Origin of the sequence: Vibrio sp. 99-8-1, assembly GCF_013114595.1 — a bacterium.
Lineage (GTDB): Bacteria > Pseudomonadota > Gammaproteobacteria > Enterobacterales > Vibrionaceae > Vibrio.
Genome location: NZ_VTXE01000045.1, coordinates 14,723 through 32,715, shown reverse-complemented (window position 1 = coordinate 32,715; position 17,993 = coordinate 14,723). Strand labels below are relative to the sequence as shown.

Genomic DNA, 17,993 nt, shown 5'->3' with positions numbered 1-17,993 from the left:
CGTCAGATAATCTTGAAAGGGAATGCCATTCCTTCAATTATCTTTCTTGAACTGAACTTGTTGATGTTGCTCTGAATCCTGCATCTTGAGGTCACTTGAGTATAGCAGGTACGAGATAGCTGAATAATACAATTAAGGCCTGACAAGATCAGGCCTTAATTTTGGGGCTTAGTTAAGTCGTTTTACTGAAACAACGTCTTTAATCTGCTCTAGCCTTGATATTATTCGGCTTAACAATTCGATATTTTTCACTTCTATATCAAAATCCATAATGGATAGCTGACGCTTATAATCATTACGGCTTTTCATTGTGGTGACTTTCAGTTTTTCATTCGCCAACAGAGTAGTGATATCCTTTAACAGTCCACTTCTCTCCATCGCTTCAACCCGCAGAGTCAAAATATAACTACCAACGAAGTCATTTCCCCACACGGTATCAATGATCCGCTCAGGCGCATGTAGACGTAGTTCAAGTAGCTGTTCACAATCGCCTCTATGAACGGATATTCCTCGACCTTGAGTGATATAACCGGCAATAGTGTCTCCCGGTATAGGCTGACAACATCGAGCTAGGTGTGTCATCAGGTTATCCACCCCTTCAACCACAACCGCATCTTTATGTGGTCGATTGTGTGTCGTTCTTTTGCTCTCTTGTAATTTTTCTAACGCTTGCTGGTCTTCTTCTTCAGCCGTAGGCTTGTTAACCAACGCATTGATATGATTGATAATTTGATTTATTCGCAAATCACCACTGCCAATGCCAGCATAAAGTTCATCAGGCGTATTCACATTAAAACGTTTTAACGCGTATTCATTAGCGTCTTTTAACGTAGCTCCAATTTTCGTTAATTCGTTTTCTAAGATCTCTTTACCCGCTTCTAGATTTTTCTCTCGGCTCTGCTTTCTAAACCAAGCATTAATCTTGGCTCTAGCTCGACCAGAATGTACAAACCCTAAGCTAGGGTTCAACCAATCACGAGATGGGTTTGGTTCTTTCTGTGTAATGATTTCAACTTGATCCCCCATCTCCAACTGGTGAGTGAAAGGGACAATACGCCCTGCTACTTTGGTGCCAATACAGCGGTGACCCACTTCAGAGTGAATATGGTAGGCAAAGTCCAGTGGTGTGGCACCCATAGGTAGATCAACCACATCACCTCTTGGCGTAAATGCGTAAACACGATCATCAAACACCTGACTTCTTAACTCATCCAACATCTCGCCGGAGTCAGACATCTCTTCTTGCCAATCAAGTAATTTACGCAACCAAGTGATTTTCTCATCATAACCACTGCGTCCGGAGGAAGCGCCTTCTTTGTACTTCCAGTGCGCGGCAACACCAAGTTCAGAATCTTCATGCATCTGCTTGGTTCGAATTTGAATTTCGATAGTCTTCCCTTCCGGCCCAAGAATTACCGTATGAATAGATTGATATCCATTAGGTTTAGGGTTGGCTACGTAATCATCAAATTCGCTTGGTAAGTGCTTATATTTGGTATGAACAATACCTAGTGTGGCATAGCAGTCTTGCAGTTTATCGGCAATAATTCGCACCGCTCGAACGTCGAACAGTTCATCGAATGCCAAGTTCTTCTTCTGCATTTTTCGCCAAATGCTATAGATATGCTTAGGTCTGCCACTCACTTCAGCGTTAATATTCAATGCCTCTATTTCAGACATTAAGTCGCTAACAAAATTATCGATATACTGTTCGCGAACAATTCTTCGCTCGGAGATCTGTTTAGCGATCTGCTTGTAGGTATCAGAGTGTTGATATCGGAATGCATAATCTTCAATTTCCCATTTCAACTGCCCAATACCTAAACGGTTGGCTAACGGTGCGTAAATATTGGCGCACTCTTTTGCGACTGATTGACGAATCTCATCCGGTTGATCTTTGACTTCGCGCAAATTACATATACGTTCGGCCAGCTTAATGATAACGCAACGAAAATCATCCACCATGGCAAGAAGCATACGGCGGACGTTGTCCACTTGCCCTGATGCTGCTGAGCCATCTAATGTCACATTAAGTTGACCAATGGCGGCCATCTCTTCTACGCCATCAATCAGCTTTATAATCTCTTTTCCGTACTTTTCTTCCAGTAATTCGGGTTCAAAAAATCCACTGGAAACCACCGGAAATAATTGAGCTGAAATCAAGGTGGCTCGATCCATTGACAGAGTGATCAAAATCTCAATCATCTCCCTGCCACGCCATAACAATAGCTCTGCTTGCTCTTTACCTTGCAACATTTCTTCACATTGCTGATAAACGCTAATGAGCTTATTACTGGTTTTTGTATCTTGACCTAAACTGGAGACCCAAGTTTCAAGTTCAAACTGTTCGTCTGTTAAGTGCGCACTGCGTACCGCGACCATTATATTTCCTAGCGTAATGTTTAGAGAGAACTTATCTCTCAATATTATTTTTCAAATAGTGCCATTGATTCTAAGTGGCTGGTATGTGGAAACATATCCAGCATAACCAGCTTTTTCAGTGTAAAACCTTGATCAAACAAACTCTGACAATCTCTGGCAAGAGTAGCAGGATTACATGAAACGTAAACCACACTCTGCACATCAATATGAGATATTTGCTTTACTACGCCACCCGCACCGGCACGAGCAGGGTCAAGTATGATCTTATCAAATTTTTCATTTAACCATGGCTGTTCAATCAACTCTTCTTCCAAGTTAGCCTGATAAAAACGTACATTCTCAAGACCATTGCTCTTGGCATTATTTGTGGCTTGATCAACCATCTCCTGAACACCTTCTACACCCACCACCTGATAGGCCAATTTAGCAATAGGCAGACTAAAATTGCCTAAGCCACAAAATAGATCCAATACTCGATCCGTTTTTTCTATCGCTAACCACTCAATGGCAAGTGCAACCATCTTGCTGTTTACTGCCTGATTCACCTGTATAAAGTTTGTCGGTTCAAAAGGGATAGTTACGCCGACTTCAGAATAAGCAGGTTCAGCACCATACAAATGCTGCACATTGTCTTTATCTAATTGCAGATATAATGAGACATCATGTTGTTTAGAAAATTCCAGCAGTTTCTCTTTATCTTGCGGTTTTAACTCGCTCATTGCTCTCAATAATAGTACTGGCCTATCATCTCCCAAAGCGAGTTCAACGTGTCCTAGTTGGCTTTTATTCGCAAAAGTTGACAGCATCTTTTTTAAATCAGGAAGCAGAATATTCAATTTACTGTCTAATACAGGACAATGGCAAATATCGACAATGGTTTTGCTCTGCTTCATCCTAAAGCCAAACTCCAATGCAGAGCTTTTTTTATTTACTTTCAGGCTTATTCGAGCACGTCTTCTATAGCCTTTTACATTCCCTACCACAGGTGAAGAGAGTTCCACACCTCCGCCTGATGTTTTTTTAATTAGCTGCTCTAACGATTGCTGCTTATACTTAAGCTGCTCAGCATGCTCAAGGTGCTGTAAATTGCATCCACCACACTGTTGATAATAGTCGCAAAATGGCTCTACTCTCTCTTCACTTAGCGTCAACGTTTTTATCAGCTTCGCTCTTGAGTATTTACTTTTGTTTTCGGTTAGCTGAACCAAAGACTCTTCACCCGGTAAAGCACCTTCAATAAAAACAGGCTTGTTATTGAGAAACGCGATGCCGGCACCATGGTGATCGATTCGCTCAATGTTCACCTGTTGGTGCTTAGTATCAAGTTGGGTTTTCTTTTTTGGTTGATAAAAACGCGCCATAATATTTGCCTGACTTAATGGTTTTTCCCGTAGCATCACTATTCTTGCTTAGGAAGATTGTCGAAATGTACTGGTTTGATTACTATTTTCCCATATCCAGAACGTATTGTAATTAGAGAAACATGACAAGATATGGCTTACGTGCCCGCGTTGTAACATTAACTCTTGCGCCAACATTAATTATTGGCCTGTTATTGAGTGCATTTTTTACTTCAAATCGTTATAACGATCTGGAATTGCAGCTTGTTAATTCAGGCACCAGTATTTTAGAACCCTTAGCCATTGCTAGCGAATATGGCATGACGGAAAAAAGTCATGAGTCCGTGCGGCGAATTATAAGTTATGCGCATAGAAAAAACTCAAAAATTGTTAGAAGTATTGCCGTCTTTGATGCCAACAATCAGTTATTTGTAACGTCCAACTTCCATCCTAACTTTGAAGAGCTTACTTTTCCTGAAAATAAGCCTATACCACTGCTAACCGATATCGAGCTTCTCGACTCACGACTCATACTGCGTGCTCCTATCCTAGCTGAGGGACAATTTTCTCGCCAAGATGGTGATAGTAACCATATAAATCAACCATTAGGCTATGTTGCGATGGAGTTGGACATGTCTCCGCTACGCTTGCAACAGTATCAAGAGATATTCTCTGCATTAGTGGTGCTTATTATCGGCTTAGGGATGTCGGTTGTGTTCGCCTATCGTCTTATGCGAGATGTCACTCAACCGATTACTCACATGCAAAATACCGTTGACCGAATTCGCCGTGGGCATCTGGACTCTCGTATTGAGGGTAAAATGCATGGCGAGCTTGATTCTCTCAAGAACGGCATCAATGCCATGGCTAAATCTCTTTCGGAATACCACGTCGAGATGCAACACAGTATTGACCAAGCCACATCTGACTTACGAGAAACGTTAGAACAGCTAGAAATACAGAACGTTGAACTAGACATAGCCAAGAAACGTGCTCAAGAAGCCGCGCGAGTAAAATCTGAGTTTTTGGCCAATATGTCCCATGAGTTAAGAACTCCGTTAAATGGCGTGATCGGTTTTACCCGACAAATGCTTAAAACCAGTTTAACCAGCAGCCAGACAGACTACTTACAAACGATTGAACGTTCTGCAAATAACCTGCTCAATATCATCAATGACATTTTGGACTTCTCCAAGCTAGAAGCGGGTAAATTGCTGCTGGAAAACATTCCATTTGAATTCCAAGAAAGCCTAGAAGAAGTCGTTAGCCTACAGGCTACATCGGCTCATGAAAAAGGGTTAGAGATTACACTTAAAGTGGATCCAAAAATACCACCGGGCTTAATTGGTGATCCGCTGCGTATCCAACAGGTGCTCACCAACTTAGTCGGCAACTCCATTAAGTTTACCGAACGAGGCAATATTGATATAAGCGTCGAACTTCGCTCTAAAAAAGATGATTTAGTTGAGTTGCAGTTTATGGTTCGTGATACCGGCATTGGTATTTCTGAACGCCAACAAGCGCAGTTATTCCAAGCATTTAGCCAAGCAGACGCCAGTATTTCTCGTCGTTATGGCGGAACAGGCTTAGGCTTGGTCATCACTCAAAAACTGGTTGGTCAAATGGGCGGGGAAATTAGCTTAACCAGTCGTCTTCACCAAGGCTCTACATTCTGGTTTACCTTACAACTGTCAGCAACGGATCTTCCTCTGCTTCATCAGGTTGAGAGCCAGTACTTACAAAACCGCAAAGTACTGTTAATTGAGCCTAATATGCAGGCGGCTTCCGTTATTCAACAGCAGTTGGGGCAAGAAGGTCTGCAGGTGACCTATCAAACTAGCGTGCCTGACGAATTTGATATGCAAGACTGCGTATTACTGAACTTGTCACCGAAAAAGCCTAGCGATGAAGCAGAAGTTGAACAGTGGATAGAAATGACCCAGCGCTACTCTCAGCAAGTGATCGTTGCAACTCCAAGCACTGAGCTGGCATTAGCAGAGAAGCTAACGGCGACTTATCATATTCAGTGCATGACAAAACCACTCTCTCGACGAAAACTGTTAACCGCATTAGCAAAACACCAGCAAGTAACCGAACCGGTCGCGATTGCCCCAATGGAGGTCTCGTCAGTTGAAGAGAGACTCCCACTAACGGTCATGGCTGTAGATGACAACCCTGCTAACTTAAAATTGATTACCGCTCTACTTTCAGAAAGAGTTGAACATGTTATTTCTTGTTCAAGTGGACATAAGGCAGTCGCTGCGGCCAGCAAGCAGAAGTTCGACATTGTCTTTATGGACATTCAAATGCCTCATATGGATGGTGTTACCGCGGGTAAGAAAATCCGTGAAATCACCATAAATAGAGAAACCCCTGTTATTGCCGTCACCGCTCACGCAATGAGTGGAGAGCGTGATAGATTGTTAAACGCAGGGATGGATGATTATCTAACTAAACCGATTGAAGAACACATACTTCAGCAGGTATTGGTTCACTGGAACCCTAACACGAGTGAACAGCAAGTAGATAAAATAGACCTTCCTGCTGAAGTAGAGCCAGTAGAAAACGAGACGGTAAATCCAGATATCATTGTCGATTGGCAAGCCGCTCTCAAACAAGCCGCTAATAAAGAAGATCTCGCTAAAGAGATGCTGTCGATGCTAATTGAGTTCATAGGTGAAGTTGGCGACGTCGTCGATAAAGCGCTAGAAGATGAAAATTACTCTAGTGAAGAGCTCACTCACTTTATTCACAAACTACATGGCAGTTGTTCATACAGCGGAGTACCAAAGCTAAAAACGGTATGCGCACAAATTGAACGCTCATTGCGCTCTGGCAGTACTATTTCAGAAATTGAGCCAGAACTGTTTGAACTTCAAGATGAGATGGAGAAAGTACTGGCGACAGCAGAACTATATTTGACGAAATCAGATGAGAACTGAGGTTATTTCTCCATCACCACAGTGGCAACAGCATAATGGCGCTCATCGGATATTGATAACAAGATATTACTCACTTGGTACTGTTCTGCAATGTGCTGAGCGCGATTTTTCAATTGTAGAATAGGTTTACCATTGTCATCATTGCTGATAACAAAGTCATGAAAAGTAACGCCATGAGCAATGCCCGTTCCTAACGCTTTCGATGCCGCTTCTTTGGCGGCAAATCGTTTTGCTAGAAAACGTCCTTTTTGCTTAAGAGACAAAAATGTTTGGTACTCAGACTCTGCCAAGATTCGCATAGCAAATGCATCACCAGAACGGTTCAACGCCTTTTCTATTCGCTCTATTTCCGCGATGTCTGTTCCTAAACCGATAATGGCCATAATTAATCTTTAAAGTTGATAATGTTTAGGGCCAATGACCATGACAATCATTAGCCCCCATATACTCAAATAACTTCAAGGTGTTTAAGTATAGTTACTATTTTCGCGCTTCAACCATGATCGCTTTCATGTCAGCAACGGCTTTGCCCAGCCCATCAAATACTGCACGGCCAATAATAGAGTGACCAATATTAAGCTCATATATCTCTGGTAACGCGGCAATAGGCCCCACATTGTGATACGTCAAACCGTGTCCGGCATTAACCGTAATACCTAAATCGCTGGCATAACTGGCTGCAGCAGCTATTTTTTTCAGTTCATTTTGCTGATCTAACTCTGTTTTAGCATCGGCATAATGACCTGTATGTAACTCAATAAAAGGAGCGCCACACTCTTTTGCTGCGTCTATTTGCTCACGATCCGCATCAATAAACAGTGAAACCTTAATACCCGCTTCGGTCAGCTTTTGAGTTGCTGCTTTTACTTTTTCTAGCTGACCTTTAGCATCAAGGCCACCTTCCGTTGTTAACTCTTCGCGTTTTTCCGGTACCAAACAAACAAATTCAGGTTCGGTCTGAATAGCAATATCAACCATTTCATCTGTTACTGCCATTTCTAAGTTCATGCGAGTTTGAATGGTTTCTTTCAGTATTTTCACATCGCGATCTAAAATGTGTCTGCGATCTTCTCGAAGATGAACCGTAATGCCATCTGCACCGGCCCTTTCTGCCATTTCTGCAGCGTGGACAGGATCTGGATATTTTGTGCCTCGGGCATTACGAAGGGTTGCTATATGGTCAATATTGACCCCAAGAAGGATAACACTCATTATTTAATTCTCCGTACTCTGGGAAGAACGTACTCGATTAGTAAATAGTTCCCGACTTTTTAATGGTTTGCCGCCAAGATAAGGCTTTAATGCTATGCGTGTAAAGCGTTTTGCCGCTTTTAACTGCTCTTTAGTGAGGAAGCGCCGTTCTGCGATAGCGATCAGTTCATTTCCAAAAAAGGTTAAGTTGTCTTTTCTTATACTGGCAATAAAACCTTTCTGCTCGCGATAACGATAGGTCATAGTCTCGTCAACAGGCTCACCTGTTCCTGCGCAGTGTAAAAAATCTACTCCGTACCCCAATGCCGACAATAGCGCCAGTTCGAACCGACGCAAAGCAGGTTCCGGGTTTTCAGACTGTGCAAGTTCCGTTAATACCTGAAGATAATCGTGAAAAAGAGCTGGATAAGGGGTTTCATTTTCAATGACTCGACCAAGGAGTTCATTAACGTACATTGCTGAATAGAGATGAATACCTGATAAAGGTAAACCTAAACTGATGGGCTCAGCCTGTCGCAATGTTTTCATTCCACCGCTTCCAGACCACTTCATAAGCAATGGAGTGAAAGGTTGAAGTGCGCCTTTAAGGTTAGAACGTTTGCTACGAGCGCCTTTAGACATTAGTGACAGGCGGCCATACTCTTCACTAAACACGTCAAGTATTAAGCTAGATTCACTGTAAGGACGGCGATGAAGAACAAAACATCGCTGTAAACTACTGTTGTCTCCTACCATACTATCACTCTCTTGGTCTGTTCATCGCATTTAGCTAGAGCGCCAACAAAATCGCCTGCAATTGCAGGCGATTTTTAAACTTATCGTGGTTTATACGTCATCCATATAACCAAGTGACCGCAATGCACGTTCATCATCAGCCCAACCCGACTTCACTTTCACCCAAGTCTCAAGGTAGACTTTTCGTTCAAACAACGCTTCCATATCTAAACGAGCTTCACGGCCGATGGTTTTAATTTTATCACCACCTTTACCGATCACCATTTTCTTCTGTCCGGAACGCTCAACAAGGATCAACGCATTAATATGAAAACCATCCGTATCTGGGTTGTAATCGAAACGTTCTATTTCAACGGTAACTGAGTACGGCAGTTCATCACCAGTAAAACGCATCAGCTTCTCACGAACAATTTCGGATGCCATAAAACGTTGCGAACGATCCGTTACATATTCTTCAGGAAAATGATGCTCAGCCTGTGGTAAATGTTCTCTTACATGCTTACGAATAACATCGGTATTCTTGCCCTGTTTAGCTGAAATTGGCACAACATCGACAAAATCCATTTTTTTAGACAACGACTGCATATGAAGCATCACTTCATTGCGATCTTTGACATTGTCGACTTTGTTTACACACAACACCACAGGGAAATTAGACTTAGCCAACTTGGTTAACACCATCTCGTCATCGTTTGTCCAATGCGTTCCATCAACAAGGAACAACACCAGATTTACGTCACTAAGTGAACTGTTTGCTGCACGGTTCATCAAGCGGTTAATGGCTCTCTTCTCTTCAATATGAAGCCCCGGAGTATCCACATATATAGCCTGATAATCACCCTCGGTCTCGACCCCCATAATACGGTGTCTGGTGGTTTGAGGTTTACGAGAAGTAATGGATATCTTCTGTCCTAAGATGTGATTTAGCAGAGTCGACTTACCTACATTTGGTCGTCCAACAATGGCAATGAAACCACAATGTTGGTTTTCAGAAGAAGGGGTCTGCTCGCTCGTTGAAGCAAAGTAGGCGTCTAAATCAAATTCGTTGTTGTCATCAGCCATTGTTCAATTTCTCCAGCGCTAATTCTGCGGCAGCTTGTTCAGCTTTGCGACGGCTTGTTCCTTTTCCTATTACAGGCTTCGCCATGCCTGAAATACCACAAGAAACCGTAAACTCTTGATTATGAGCTTCACCTTTAATATTAGACACTGTGTAAACAGGTAGCGGCTTTTTTCGACCTTGCAAAAATTCTTGTAATCTTGTTTTAGGATCTTTCTGTGAAACACCCGGCTCTATTGCGTCTAAACGAGTTTTATACCAGCTCAGTATAATTCTACGCACAACTTCAATATCACTATCTAGATAGATAGCACCGATAATAGCTTCAACAGCATCAGCTAGAATTGAGTCACGACGATACCCGCCACTTTTCAACTCACCTGGACCTAATTTTAAGTAATCTCCCAGAACAAACTCACGACCGAGCTCTGCTAGCGTATGCCCACGAACTAACGTTGCTCGCATACGGCTCATATCTCCCTCATTAATCTTAGGGAAACGATGATACAAATCATCTGCAATGACAAAACTTAAAATTGAATCGCCCAGAAACTCAAGACGTTCATTATGCTTTCCATTGGCGCTACGATGAGTAAGCGCCAAATGAATATGCTCGCTATCTTCAAACTGATAACCGAGCATTTTTTCTAATTTAGATATAGGAGGATTCATGTTCTCTCAATTAATCTATACCACCGATGCGACTAAATCGAACATCGGTAGGAATCCAAGAAGGCAGTACACTGTCTGCACCACGTTCAAACTCAAAGCTGGTCCATATTGCAACCGCTTTGCCAACTAAGTTTGCTTCTGGAACAAAGCCCCAGTAGCGACTATCTGCACTGTTGTCACGGTTATCCCCCATCACAAAGTACTCACCTTTTGGTACCACCCACTCATTCACGCCATTTCTCGGCTGATAAGCCGCGACATTGTCCTGACGTAACGGGTTAACCAAAATCTGATGTTCCGTTTGGCCCAGCTTTTCATTTAGCTGAATCAATGGAATGTTTTGCTGATAATGCTCACTTTCAACCACATTAGACAGCGGCACTTTCTTACAAGTTTGCTCGCCCTTAGGTTGAATACATAACTCTTTCTTTTGATAACGTACTGTATCGCCGGGCATTCCCACTACACGTTTTATGTAGTCGATATTAGGCTGAGGTGGAAACTTAAACACCACAATATCACCGCGCTCTGGCTTGCCCGTTTCGATTAACTGAGTGCGAAAAACAGGATCTTTAATGCCATAAGCGTACTTTTCCACCAGTATAAAATCACCAATCAATAGGGTTGGCATCATAGAGCCTGATGGAATCTGGAAAGGTTCATAAATAAAGGAACGTAGTATTAATACAAAAGCGATAACTGGGAAGATGGAAACACTATTTTCAATCCACCAAGGCTGTACAGCGGCTTTTCTAGCAATGTCGCTACTTAATTCATTTGTTTGAGCAATAATATCGTCTACTTTCTGTTGACGTTTTTTACCCCAAACCAGTTTCTCTAGTGTCCATACAACACCCGTTACTAAAGTAACTAAAACCAAGATGAGCGAGAATGTATTAGCCATTATTCTTCCTTTAGTTTCTACTTCTATGCATATTGTCAGCAGACAATGTAAATACGTTCATATATATTAAAAAAGAAAGGGCATAAATACCCTTTCTTTTATTTAACTCTAGCTGCGAAAGAGATTAATCTTTGCCTATATGAAGAATGGCTAAGAACGCTTCCTGAGGCAATTCTACGTTTCCGATTTGCTTCATTCTTTTCTTACCTTCTTTCTGTTTCTTCAGCAGTTTTTTCTTACGGCTGATATCACCACCATAACATTTAGCAATAACGTTTTTACGCAACTGCTTCACAGTGGAGCGGGCAATAATGTGGTTACCAATCGCCGCTTGAATGGCAATATCAAACATCTGCCTTGGTATAAACTCTTTCATCTTCTCAACCAGTAGACGGCCTCGAGACTGAGATTGGTCTTTATGGGTAATAAGCGCCAGAGCATCTACCTTGTCACCATTAAGAAGAACATCAACACGTACCATGTCAGACATTTCAAAACGCTGGAAATTATAGTCTAACGAGGCGTAACCACGAGAGGTGGATTTCAAACGGTCAAAGAAATCCATCACAACTTCTGCCATCGGAATATCATAAGTCACCGCGACTTGGTTGCCGTGATACACCATATCAACCTGAATGCCACGTTTTTCAACACACAAGGTAATAACATTACCAAGGTAGTCCGCAGGTACAAGAATATTACAACGTGAAATAGGCTCACGAATTTCCGCTAGATCATTCACGGCAGGCAATTTCGCCGGGCTGTCTACATACAGTAAGGTACCGTCTGTTTTTTCAACTTCATAAACTACCGTTGGGGCAGTCGTGATCAAGTCGAGATCATATTCACGCTCTAAACGCTCTTGGATGATCTCCATGTGAAGCATACCAAGGAAACCACAGCGGAAACCGAAACCAAGTGCTGATGAGTTCTCTGGTTCATAAAACAATGAAGCGTCATTTAGGCTTAACTTACCAAGCGCATCACGGAAGTTTTCATAATCATCAGAAGAGACAGGGAATAGGCCTGCATAGACTTGTGGTTTTACTTTCTTAAAACCAGGCAATGCTTTATCGCATCCGTTCTTAGCCAGCGTTAATGTATCACCGACTGGCGCACCTAAAATATCTTTAATGCCACAAACAACCCAACCAACTTCACCTGTACTTAGTTGCGTTGTATCCAACTGCTTCGGTGTAAAGATACCTAAACGGTCAACACCCCAAATTTGGTCTGTGCTCATCACTTTTATCTTGTCGTTTTTCTTAAGAACACCATTCTTAATACGAACAAGAGAAACCACACCTAAGTAGTTATCAAACCATGAGTCGATAATCAATGCTTGCAGCGGTGCCTCAGGATCACCTTCTGGAGCAGGAATCGATGTAACAATATTTTCCAGTACGGCATCTACACCAAGGCCTGTTTTTGCAGAGCACTGGGTAGCTTCCATGGCATCGATGCCAACAATATCTTCGATCTCTTCTGAAACACGCTCAGGATCCGCAGCGGGAAGGTCTATCTTGTTCAGAATAGGAACAACTTCCAGGTCCATTTCGATCGCGGTATAACAGTTTGCTAGGGTTTGAGCTTCTACCCCTTGACCTGCGTCGACCACCAAAAGCGCACCTTCACAAGCCGCTAAAGAACGTGATACTTCATAAGAAAAATCAACGTGCCCCGGAGTATCGATAAAATTCAGTTGATAAGTTTCGCCATCTTTTGCTGTGTAGTCGAGCGTCACACTTTGAGCTTTGATTGTAATGCCTCGCTCACGTTCAATATCCATTGAATCGAGAACCTGTGAGTCCATCTCACGTTCACTCAATCCTCCGCATACTTGAATTAGGCGGTCTGATAATGTCGACTTACCGTGGTCGATATGGGCGATAATCGAAAAGTTACGAATGTGCTTCATAGGTTGGTATGACTATACTCTTGCAAAATAAATAGAAAAAATACGCATCTTTTGATGGTATTTCGATCAAGTGGCGCGATTCTACCGAATTTCCGGCGCTGTCGCTATCTTGATTTACATATGATGTTCAATTGGGCGTTATTTTTATTACATCACCCATAACTCGAATTAGGGTAACAGACTGTTCTGACTGGGATTGTTGTTTCTTCGCTAACCATTTTGCTAGCCAAACTCCTGCAAACATAAACATAACGGAGATAGCAATTACAACGCCCTCTCCGCTACCAATCTGTGTCGCTAACCACTGTCCAATCATTGCGCCAATAAAAAGCAACAGCAAAGGGACAATATAAACAATAGAAGCAAATTGAATCAGCTGTTTTTCAGGCAAACCGACTTCAACCGTTTGTCCCACTGAGACTTCCATACTCGTTTCCAATTGCCACTGATGACTTTTATTTCCAACTGCCTTAGAAATAATACCCGTCCCGCAAGTTTGCTGCGAAGAGCAGTGTCGGCAACTGGTCTGTTGCTCACAGCTAATCGCCACATTGTACTTCCCGTCGATGACGTCAACATGTTGAACAGTGGCGAGAGCGGTTATCATGGCTTAACGGCTTCTGTTGCAGGGGCTGCTTCCTTGTTATCAACAGCCTTACTGTTGAACACAATCGATTTAGCAATTTTAATTGCCGTCGGTGGCGGAATATCGCCCACGACTGTGATCTCTTTATCTCCATTTATCACCGTTTGCAAGGTTCTTCGTCCTTGTCTAACAATTTGATTTTTTAGGGATAAAGCATCGGTATCAGAAACATAAACCGAGAAACTAAATAGACCATCGCTATACATTTGACTCTCCACCACTTTTTCCGTCATTGCTACTTTATAGCGATTTAGTGGATGTGGTTCAAAACCAGAAGGCGTCCAGTTTAAACTCCAAGAAGAATCATTCGATGGCTGTTTTGGTAAAGTAAGCACATCAGGTAACGTTACCTCATCAAGAGCCGCTAGCATTGTTGCAATTTGATCAGACACTCGATAGGAAATAGCCCGAAATTGCTCCAAAACTTCGCCATCACGATCCAACAGATCGGCACGCAATGGCAATTTCGATTTCTCATCAACCCAAAGTAGATACGAATACCGCTGACCATCTTTAGGGACAATTCTAACGACTTGAGTTGGCGATCCCGCTTCTCGTGCTCGTCCCATAGAAATAAAATCATAGTATTGGCTTAGCTGAGTAATGTCGCTTTCTAGCATTGGCATCATTGGCCCAACTAAATGCCCTGACTTAATCGAAAAAGGATCCGCTCCGGGTTCAATATAGCTGACTTCTTCGCCTCGACGAATCGTTTCACGAATAGGGCCACTCAGATAAACCAAGTGAGCATAATGATTATTGTCTATGCTTGCGTGACGATACAAAAGTGGTTCGATACTGCTTTTTCTTATCAGAATATACGAGAGTTCATAATTTAAGTGCTGACTTGCGTGGTTCATTTGATGCAACAAAGCCTCAGCAGAGTTTTCCTCTGCTGAGGCTTGAGGTTGTATCAAACTGAACAGTACCAGCGCACTGAACAGAAATTTTTTCATTCAACTACCGGTTGTTTTTCTAAATCACTACCAACAGCAGTATCTGCTGATAAGCGAAGTTGTAATTCATAATCTTGTAGCATGGCGCGAATTTGGCGACGTTGCTGTTCTTTTTGCGTATCAGACAAAGCATTGGTTGCTGCTACAGACTCTCTTGTCAGTGAAACAGGCTCGACACTACCCGCTAGAGGTACTGTTTGTAATACTGGTACTTGAGCAACTGGACTTGATACGTCACTGTTTCCACCGTACTGCTGAACACCAAATATAACCGCCATTGATACACAGGCAGCAAGACCAACCTGACCTAATTGGGTAAACCAACTTGGTAGGTATCGCTTCGCCTCTGCTGGCATCGGTTGTGGTTCCATTAATGGTACAGTTTTATTGCTGTGCGCAGGTTCTGCCTCTAACGCAGCGAACACACTTTCAGCAACATTCCAATTTGCAGTTTTAGGTGCTTCACCTTTTACAATATCACCAATAAGATGGTAATTTTGCCACGTTTCTTGACTCTCGAGATCCTGTTCTAACTCTACTATTAAAGCGTCATCAACAGACTCTCCATCCATAAGAGCAGAAAGAAGTTCTTTGTCAGCCATTTTTTTCACCATAGTTAATGTCTGCTATCTAGCGTTGCAAAAGCGGTTGAATTTTTTTCTCTACCGCTTCCCTTGCACGGAAAATGCGTGATCGCACAGTCCCTACAGGACAATCCATTACCTCAGCAATCTCTTCATAACTTAAACCATCTAGTTCTCGAAGAGTTACTGCCGTCTTTAAATCTTCAGGAAGTGCTTCAATTGCACTGAAAACTACTTGTTTCAACTCGTTGGACAACGTTAAGTTCTCAGGGTTCGAAATTTCTTTCAATGCACTACCCGTTTCGTAATATTCAGCTTCTTCTGCATCAACATCACTCGCAGGAGGTCTTCTTCCTTGAGCAACAATGTGATTCTTCGCTGTATTTACCGCAATTCTGTATAACCAAGTATAGAACGCACTTTCACCTCTAAAGTTAGGGATAGCGCGATACGCTTTAATAAACGCTTCTTGGGCTACATCTTGTACATCACCCGAATTACCAATATATCGAGAAATAAGGTTACAAACTTTATTTTGGTACTTAATCACCAAAAGATTAAATGCTTGCTTATCTCCACTTTGAACTCGCTCAATGAGTACTTGATCGGTCAACTGCTCGTTCATTCGAGCACTTACTCCTATTGTTATTGCTCATAACTTCTCAGATATGGGCTTTAATTATGCATAATGTAGTGTTGACACCACCACTTACATGAGCACTATTGTGACTCTGTGATAATTGGAAAGTTCAATACTATCTACTTTTTTTATCATTTTAATTTAAAGTGTGATGGATTAGTCGTTTTTTCTGCCAGATTAAGAGAAATACTGGGGATACATGATGTGAAAAGCAAGCCATTTTCTTAGATATCAATTCAAAGAAATTTGCTGCCATGTCATTTTACCGACATAATTCACACGTTTGGTAAGATATTTTTGAAGCGCAATTTGGATTGCACTCGTTTAGATTGGGAATTTGACTGTTTTATGAATACGAACCGAGAACATCAATGTGATGTATTAGTTATAGGTAGCGGCGCTGCTGGTCTGTCACTTGCACTGCGAGTGGCTAAAAAAGGCAAAGTCATAGTATTAAGCAAGGGGCCTCGCAGTGAAGGCGCGACCTATTATGCTCAAGGCGGTATAGCCGCAGTATTTGATGAATCGGATAGTATTGAATCTCATATACAAGACACTCAAATTGCCGGTGCCGGGCTTTGTGAAGAAGAAGCGGTAGAGTTTATCGCCAAGAATGCAAAAAAATGTGTTCAGTGGTTAATAGATGGTGGTGTTCCTTTTGATAGGGAAGACGACGACTCAGACGATGACCCAAAATATCACCTAACCCGTGAAGGCGGCCATAGCCATAGACGTATATTGCACGCAGCCGACGCGACAGGGATGGCAATGCAAACCTCGCTGCAGGACAATGTTCATAACCATCCAAATATTACAATCCTGGAAAGACATAATGCTCTCGACTTGATCTGCGAAGATAAGATTGGCGGGAATCAAGATAAAGTGGTTGGTGCTTATATTTGGAATCGCCAACAAGAGCATGTTGAAACCGTTAGAGCCAAATTTGTAGTACTTGCAACGGGTGGAGCATCTAAAGTGTATCAATACACCTCCAACCCTGACGTTTCATCTGGTGACGGTATCGCCATGGCGTGGCGAGCAGGTTGCCGCGTAGCCAACTTAGAGTTTAATCAGTTTCATCCTACCTGCCTGTTTCACCCAGAAGCACGTAACTTCCTGCTTACCGAAGCACTAAGAGGTGAAGGCGCCTATTTACGTCGACCAGATGGCTCACGTTTTATGCCCGACTTTGACGAAAGACATGAGTTAGCTCCTCGTGATGTGGTTGCCCGTGCGATCGACTTTGAAATGAAGCGTCTAGGAGCAGACTGCATGTTTTTAGATATCAGCCATAAACCCGCTGACTTTATAGAGAAACATTTCCCGACTATCTATCTTAGATTAAAAGATCTGGGCATAGATATGACTAGCGAACCTATTCCTATTGTTCCAGCAGCGCACTACACCTGTGGTGGCGTTATCGTAGACAAACATGGGCAGACGGATCTGAAACAATTATATGCCATTGGTGAAGTGAGCTATACCGGGCTTCATGGTGCCAATCGTATGGCATCTAATTCACTGTTAGAGTGTGTCGTATATGCATGGTCAGCAGCCAAAAGTATCCTTCGCTCACTTGATGAAGCCACTCTTCCTCCATCTCTTCCCGCTTGGGATGAGAGTCAGGTCTGTAACTCCGATGAAGAGGTCATAATCCAGCATAACTGGCACGAGTTACGCTTATTTATGTGGGATTACATGGGCATAGTCCGAACGGATAAGCGCCTAGAGAGGGCGATGCGAAGAATACATATGTTGCAGCAAGAGACACATGAATATTATAGCAATTTCCGCGTTTCAAATAACTTGTTAGAAATGAGGAATTTATTGCAAGTAGCTGAACTCATGGTGCTGTGTGCAATGCAGAGGAAAGAAAGTCGAGGGTTACATTATACCTTAGACTATCCAGATCTAGATGAGAATAGTGTTCCTACTATTTTGGAACCGGCCAAATATCAGCAGATGAAATCATAATTACAGCTATTCGGCGCTATAACATCAT

15 protein-coding genes are annotated in these 17,993 nt (G+C 42.4%); 2 read left to right on the top strand and 13 right to left on the bottom strand.

Annotated elements, in window-relative coordinates:
* Positions 1–168: 168 nt before the first annotated feature.
* Both relA and rlmD read right to left on the bottom strand, forming a co-directional pair.
* Positions 169–2,382: a GTP diphosphokinase gene (gene relA, locus F0227_RS19540; protein ID WP_171754931.1), complete on the bottom strand. Its 2,214-nt coding sequence runs from the start codon at positions 2,380–2,382 to the stop codon at positions 169–171.
* 44 nt (positions 2,383–2,426) lie between these two features.
* The gene (gene rlmD / locus F0227_RS19535; protein WP_171754932.1) at positions 2,427–3,743 is read right to left on the bottom strand and encodes a 23S rRNA (uracil(1939)-C(5))-methyltransferase RlmD; all 1,317 of its coding nucleotides are present in this window, start codon (positions 3,741–3,743) and stop codon (positions 2,427–2,429) included.
* A gap of 122 nt (positions 3,744–3,865) precedes the next feature.
* Between rlmD and barA the strand changes: the two genes are divergently transcribed.
* Positions 3,866–6,664 carry a two-component sensor histidine kinase BarA gene (gene barA / locus F0227_RS19530; protein ID WP_171754930.1) on the top strand — a complete coding sequence of 933 codons (2,799 nt, stop codon included), beginning with the start codon at positions 3,866–3,868 and terminating at the stop codon, positions 6,662–6,664.
* Positions 6,665–6,666: 2 nt separating this feature from the next.
* Here barA and acpS read toward each other — a convergent pair whose 3' ends face one another.
* From acpS to rpoE, 11 genes are all read right to left on the bottom strand, one after another.
* Positions 6,667–7,047 (bottom strand): holo-ACP synthase, encoded by a 381-nt coding sequence (gene acpS / locus F0227_RS19525; RefSeq protein ID WP_171754929.1) that lies wholly within the window; start codon positions 7,045–7,047, stop codon positions 6,667–6,669.
* 97 nt (positions 7,048–7,144) lie between these two features.
* Positions 7,145–7,876 (bottom strand): pyridoxine 5'-phosphate synthase, encoded by a 732-nt coding sequence (gene pdxJ, locus F0227_RS19520; RefSeq protein ID WP_171754928.1) that lies wholly within the window; start codon positions 7,874–7,876, stop codon positions 7,145–7,147.
* Positions 7,877–7,879: 3 nt separating this feature from the next.
* The gene (gene recO, locus F0227_RS19515; protein WP_171754927.1) at positions 7,880–8,611 is read right to left on the bottom strand and encodes a DNA repair protein RecO; all 732 of its coding nucleotides are present in this window, start codon (positions 8,609–8,611) and stop codon (positions 7,880–7,882) included.
* Positions 8,612–8,701: 90 nt separating this feature from the next.
* Positions 8,702–9,673, bottom strand: coding sequence for a GTPase Era (era, locus tag F0227_RS19510; protein WP_171754926.1), 972 nt, complete (start codon positions 9,671–9,673; stop codon positions 8,702–8,704).
* The gene (gene rnc, locus F0227_RS19505; protein WP_171754925.1) at positions 9,666–10,343 is read right to left on the bottom strand and encodes a ribonuclease III; all 678 of its coding nucleotides are present in this window, start codon (positions 10,341–10,343) and stop codon (positions 9,666–9,668) included. The genes era and rnc overlap by 8 nt, the downstream gene beginning before the upstream one ends.
* A 10-nt stretch (positions 10,344–10,353) precedes the next feature.
* Positions 10,354–11,247, bottom strand: coding sequence for a signal peptidase I (gene lepB, locus F0227_RS19500; protein ID WP_171754924.1), 894 nt, complete (start codon positions 11,245–11,247; stop codon positions 10,354–10,356).
* A 124-nt stretch (positions 11,248–11,371) separates the two neighbouring features.
* Positions 11,372–13,165, bottom strand: a complete 1,794-nt coding sequence (lepA, locus tag F0227_RS19495; protein WP_171754923.1) for a translation elongation factor 4 — start codon at positions 13,163–13,165, stop codon at positions 11,372–11,374.
* A gap of 127 nt (positions 13,166–13,292) precedes the next feature.
* Positions 13,293–13,772 (bottom strand): SoxR reducing system RseC family protein, encoded by a 480-nt coding sequence (locus F0227_RS19490; protein WP_171754922.1) that lies wholly within the window; start codon positions 13,770–13,772, stop codon positions 13,293–13,295.
* Entirely contained in the window at positions 13,769–14,767 is a 999-nt protein-coding gene (rseB, locus tag F0227_RS19485; protein ID WP_171754921.1) for a sigma-E factor regulatory protein RseB, read from the bottom strand. Before rseB ends, F0227_RS19490 begins: the two co-directional genes overlap by 4 nt.
* The gene (locus F0227_RS19480; RefSeq protein WP_171754920.1) at positions 14,764–15,381 is read right to left on the bottom strand and encodes a sigma-E factor negative regulatory protein; all 618 of its coding nucleotides are present in this window, start codon (positions 15,379–15,381) and stop codon (positions 14,764–14,766) included. The genes rseB and F0227_RS19480 overlap by 4 nt, the downstream gene beginning before the upstream one ends.
* Positions 15,382–15,397: 16 nt before the next feature.
* Positions 15,398–15,976: an RNA polymerase sigma factor RpoE gene (gene rpoE / locus F0227_RS19475; protein WP_171754919.1), complete on the bottom strand. Its 579-nt coding sequence runs from the start codon at positions 15,974–15,976 to the stop codon at positions 15,398–15,400.
* Between the two features lie 363 nt (positions 15,977–16,339).
* Here rpoE and nadB point away from each other — a divergent pair, with 363 nt between their 5' ends.
* Entirely contained in the window at positions 16,340–17,965 is a 1,626-nt protein-coding gene (gene nadB, locus F0227_RS19470; protein WP_171754918.1) for an L-aspartate oxidase, read from the top strand.
* Positions 17,966–17,993 lie beyond the last annotated feature (28 nt).